At 70.6% G+C, this 4,021-nt stretch carries 5 protein-coding genes; all 5 read left to right on the forward strand.

The window, feature by feature from the left end:
- Positions 1–709 (forward strand): vitamin B12 dependent-methionine synthase activation domain-containing protein (locus AOK03_RS31760; protein WP_279616342.1); only part of this gene is annotated, 709 nt, incomplete at its 5' end.
- A complete protein-coding gene (gene metF, locus AOK03_RS31765; RefSeq protein WP_055568830.1) occupies positions 706–1,611 on the forward strand; it encodes a methylenetetrahydrofolate reductase [NAD(P)H] in 906 nt (301 codons plus the stop codon). The genes AOK03_RS31760 and metF, both read left to right, overlap by 4 nt.
- A complete protein-coding gene (gene ahcY / locus AOK03_RS31770; protein WP_055568831.1) occupies positions 1,589–3,052 on the forward strand; it encodes an adenosylhomocysteinase in 1,464 nt (487 codons plus the stop codon). The genes metF and ahcY overlap by 23 nt, the downstream gene beginning before the upstream one ends.
- A gap of 38 nt (positions 3,053–3,090) precedes the next feature.
- Positions 3,091–3,237, forward strand: a complete 147-nt coding sequence (locus AOK03_RS42190; RefSeq protein WP_107098164.1) for a surface protein — start codon at positions 3,091–3,093, stop codon at positions 3,235–3,237.
- Between the two features lie 198 nt (positions 3,238–3,435).
- The gene (locus tag AOK03_RS31775) at positions 3,436–3,894 is read left to right on the forward strand and encodes a TetR/AcrR family transcriptional regulator (RefSeq protein ID WP_055568832.1); all 459 of its coding nucleotides are present in this window, start codon (positions 3,436–3,438) and stop codon (positions 3,892–3,894) included.
- The last annotated feature ends 127 nt before the right edge of the window (positions 3,895–4,021 follow it).

Consider the following 4,021-nt stretch of genomic DNA (forward strand, 5'->3'; position numbering starts at 1 on the left):
CCAGTGGGGCCTCAAGCAGGCGCGTACCGGCGACGGACCGACGTACGAGGAACTCGTCGAGAGAGAGGGCCGCCCGCGCCTGCGCGGCTGGCTGGACGAACTGCACACCAAGAACCTGCTGGAAGCGGCCGTCGTGCACGGCTACTTCCGCTGCGTGTCCAAGGGCGACGACCTGCTCATCCTGGACGAGCAGGGCAACGAGCGCACCCGCTTCACCTTCCCCCGCCAGCCGCGCGGGCGCCGCCTGTGCCTGGCGGACTTCTTCCGCCCCGAGGAATCCGGCGAGACCGACGTGGTCGGCCTCCAGGTCGTCACCGTCGGCTCGAAGATCGGGGAGGCCACCGCGGAGCTGTTCGCCGCCGACTCCTACCGCGACTACCTCGAACTGCACGGCCTGTCCGTCCAGCTGGCCGAAGCACTCGCCGAGTACTGGCACGCCCGGGTGCGCGCCGAACTGGGCATCGCGGCCGGCGACCCGGACACCCCCGAGGGCATGTTCCGCACCGAATACCAGGGCTGCCGCTACTCCCTGGGCTATCCCGCCTGCCCCGACCTGGCCGACCGCGCCAAGATCGCCGCCCTGCTGCGGCCGGAGCGGATCGGCGTCCAGCTCTCCGAGGAGTTCCAGCTGCACCCCGAGCAGTCCACCGACGCGATCGTCCTGCACCACCCCCAGGCCAGCTACTTCAACGCCGGAGGCCGGCCATGACCGCCCTGCGCGACCTCATCGACAACGACCTGCCCAGCTTCTCCTTCGAGTTCTTCCCGCCCAAGAGCGACGCCGCGGCCCGCTCCCTGTGGAAGGCGATCCGCCGCATCGAGACCCTCGCCCCCACCTTCGTGTCGGTCACCTACGGCGCCGGCGGCTCCTCCCGGGACCGCACCGTGGAGGTCACCAAACGCATCGCCGCCGAGACGACGCTGCGCCCCGTCGCCCACCTGACCGCGGTCGGCCACTCGGTGGCCGAACTGCGCCACATCATCGGCCAGTACGCCGACGCCGGGGTCCGCGACGTCCTGGTGGTCCGCGGCGACCCGCCCGGCGACCCCAACGCCCCCTGGATCGCCCACCCCGACGGCTTCACCCACGCCCACGAACTGGTGCGCCTGGTCAAGGAGTCGGGGGAGTTCAGCGTCGGCGTCGCGGCCTTCCCCGAACGCCATCCGCGCTCCACCGACTGGGACAGCGACATCAAGCACTTCGTCGCCAAGTGCCGGGCCGGCGCCGACTACGCCATCACCCAGATGTTCTTCCGGGTCGAGGACTATCTGCGGCTGCGCGACCGGGTGCGCGCCGCGGGCTGCGACACCCCGATCATCCCGGAGATCATGCCGGCCACCGACGTGCGCCAGATCAGCCGGTTCGCCGAACTCAGCGGCGCCGCCTTCCCCGAACAGCTGGCGCACCGCCTGGACGCCGCGCGCGACGACCCCGCCGAGGGCCACCGCATCGGCGTCGCGCACGCCACCGAGATGGCCCGGCGGCTGCTGGCCGAAGGCGCCCCCGGACTGCACTACATCACCCTCAACCGCTCGACGGCGACGCTCGAGATCCACCGCAACGTCACGAACTCAAGGAGTGCCCCGCATGACCTCGCAGCCCACCACTGACGGCAAGGACTTCAAGGTCGCCGATCTGTCCCTGGCGGCGTTCGGCCGTAAGGAGATCACGCTGGCCGAGCACGAGATGCCCGGTCTGATGGCGATCCGTAAGGAGTTCGCGGCCTCCCAGCCGCTGGCGGGGGCCCGCATCATGGGTTCCCTGCACATGACGGTGCAGACGGCCGTCCTGATCGAGACCCTGGTGGCGCTGGGCGCCGAGGTCCGCTGGGTGTCCTGCAACATCTTCTCCACCCAGGATCACGCGGCCGCGGCGATCGCGGTGGGTCCGAACGGGACCCCGGATGACCCGCAGGGTGTGCCGGTGTTCGCCTGGAAGGGCGAGACGCTGGAGGAGTACTGGTGGTGCACGGAGCAGGCGCTGACCTGGCCGGGCACGCCCACCGGCGGCCCGAACATGATCCTGGACGACGGTGGTGACGCCACGCTGCTGGTGCACAAGGGTGTCGAGTACGAGAAGGCCGGCAAGGTTCCCGCGGTGGACACGGCCGAGAACGACGAGCACCGGGTGATCCTGCAGCTGCTGAACCGCACCATCAGTGAGGGGTCGCAGAAGTGGACCCAGCTGGCCTCGGAGATCCGCGGTGTGACCGAGGAGACCACGACCGGCGTGCACCGGCTGTATGAGATGCAGCGTGAGGGGCAGCTCCTGTTCCCGGCGATCAATGTGAACGACGCGGTGACGAAGTCGAAGTTCGACAACAAGTACGGCTGCCGTCACTCGCTGGTGGATGGCATCAACCGGGCCACGGACGTGCTGATCGGCGGCAAGACCGCGGTCGTCTGCGGCTATGGCGATGTGGGCAAGGGGTGTGCGGAGTCGCTGCGCGGCCAGGGCGCCCGGGTGATCATCACGGAGATCGACCCGATCTGTGCGCTGCAGGCGGCGATGGACGGCTACCAGGTCACCACGCTGGATGAGGTGGTGGAGACGGCGGACATCTTCATCACCACGACCGGCAACAAGGACATCATCATGGCCGCGGACATGGGCCGGATGAAGCACCAGGCGATCGTGGGGAACATCGGGCACTTCGACAACGAGATCGACATGGCCGGTCTCGCGCAGCTGCCGGGGATCGTCAAGGACGAGGTCAAGCCGCAGGTGCACACCTGGACGCATCCGGACGGCAAGGTGCTGATCGTGCTGTCGGAGGGGCGTCTGCTGAACCTGGGCAATGCGACCGGGCATCCCTCGTTCGTGATGTCGAACTCGTTCGCGGACCAGACGCTGGCCCAGATCGAGCTGTTCACCAAGCAGGAGGAGTACCCGACCGATGTCTATGTGCTGCCCAAGCACCTGGACGAGAAGGTCGCGCGGCTGCACCTGGACTCGCTCGGCGTGAAGCTGACCACGCTGAGCGCGGAGCAGGCCGCCTACATCGGTGTCGAGGTCGAGGGTCCCTTCAAGCCCGACCACTACCGCTACTGACACGGACCGGCCCCCGGCCGGCGGAACAGGAGGAGCACGTGCACGACACCGAAGAGGAGGACACCAGGCCGCCCGGACCGGGCGCGGCCCTGGCCCTGGCCGTTCCGGGCACCCCGCCGCTCCGGCTCGCCGGCATCGACGAGGACGACACCTGGGAGCCCCACGTCGTGCGCGGCATCGACTGACCCCCGCCGCCCCCGCGCACCGCGCGGGGGCGGATCGCGCCACCCGCACCGGCCGCCCGGCCGGTTCGAGCGGACATCGAGCGGCTCAGGAGCGGCCATCGGCGACGATGGCCGCGCTTCGCCCGACGACCGGCACCACCGCACGTCCGACCGGGGCCCGGCACCCAGAGCACGGGCCCCCGCGCCCAAGGAGGAGCGATGTCCACAGCCGCCGACGGCTCCCACGCCCTGAGCGACATCGGGGACGCCCTCGCCGAGGCCGGAGCGGCCTCGCTCACCGGCGAACGCGCCCGGCTGGCCGAGGGCCTGCTGCGGGCCGCCCTGTCCAAATGGGAAGACCCCCAGGCCCGGCCGCAGCTGCTGAGCGCCTTCAGCGCCGTCTTCGCCGACGACCAGGGCGCCGCCCGGATGCGCGACTTCATGTCCCGCCAGATCTTCCAGCAGCTGGCCGCCTCCCTCGACGAACCCCCCAAGGACTTCGACGAGGTGGCCCAGGCACTCGGCGTGCCCCCGATGAACATCAACGCGGCCCAGGCCCAGGTGTGGGGCGTGGCCGTGCTGCGCTACGTCGTGAAACTCGAGCCGATCGCCTCCGCGTCGGTCGACGAGGTCGTCGCCCTCGTCGCCCCCACCATCCAGCGCTACCTGGTCGGCTAGCCCCACCCGCACCCCCCCCCCCCCCCCCGCCGCCCCGCAACGCGAACCCCCCCCTCACAATCCGGAGGGCTGCATCGTCCTACCGGTGGAGACGGCGCCAACCCCCGCACCCCCGGCGCGGCCACCC

This window comes from Streptomyces atriruber (assembly GCF_001418325.1).
GTDB lineage: Bacteria > Actinomycetota > Actinomycetes > Streptomycetales > Streptomycetaceae > Streptomyces > Streptomyces atriruber.

What these genes read in the sequence shown, in the direction of transcription:
- metF (WP_055568830.1), top strand. Translation starts at nt 706, where the DNA reads ATGACCGCCCTGCGCGACCTCATCGACAACGACCTGCCCAGCTTCTCC.
- ahcY (WP_055568831.1), top strand. Translation starts at nt 1,589, where the DNA reads ATGACCTCGCAGCCCACCACTGACGGCAAGGACTTCAAGGTCGCCGAT.
- AOK03_RS31775 (WP_055568832.1), top strand. Translation starts at nt 3,436, where the DNA reads ATGTCCACAGCCGCCGACGGCTCCCACGCCCTGAGCGACATCGGGGAC.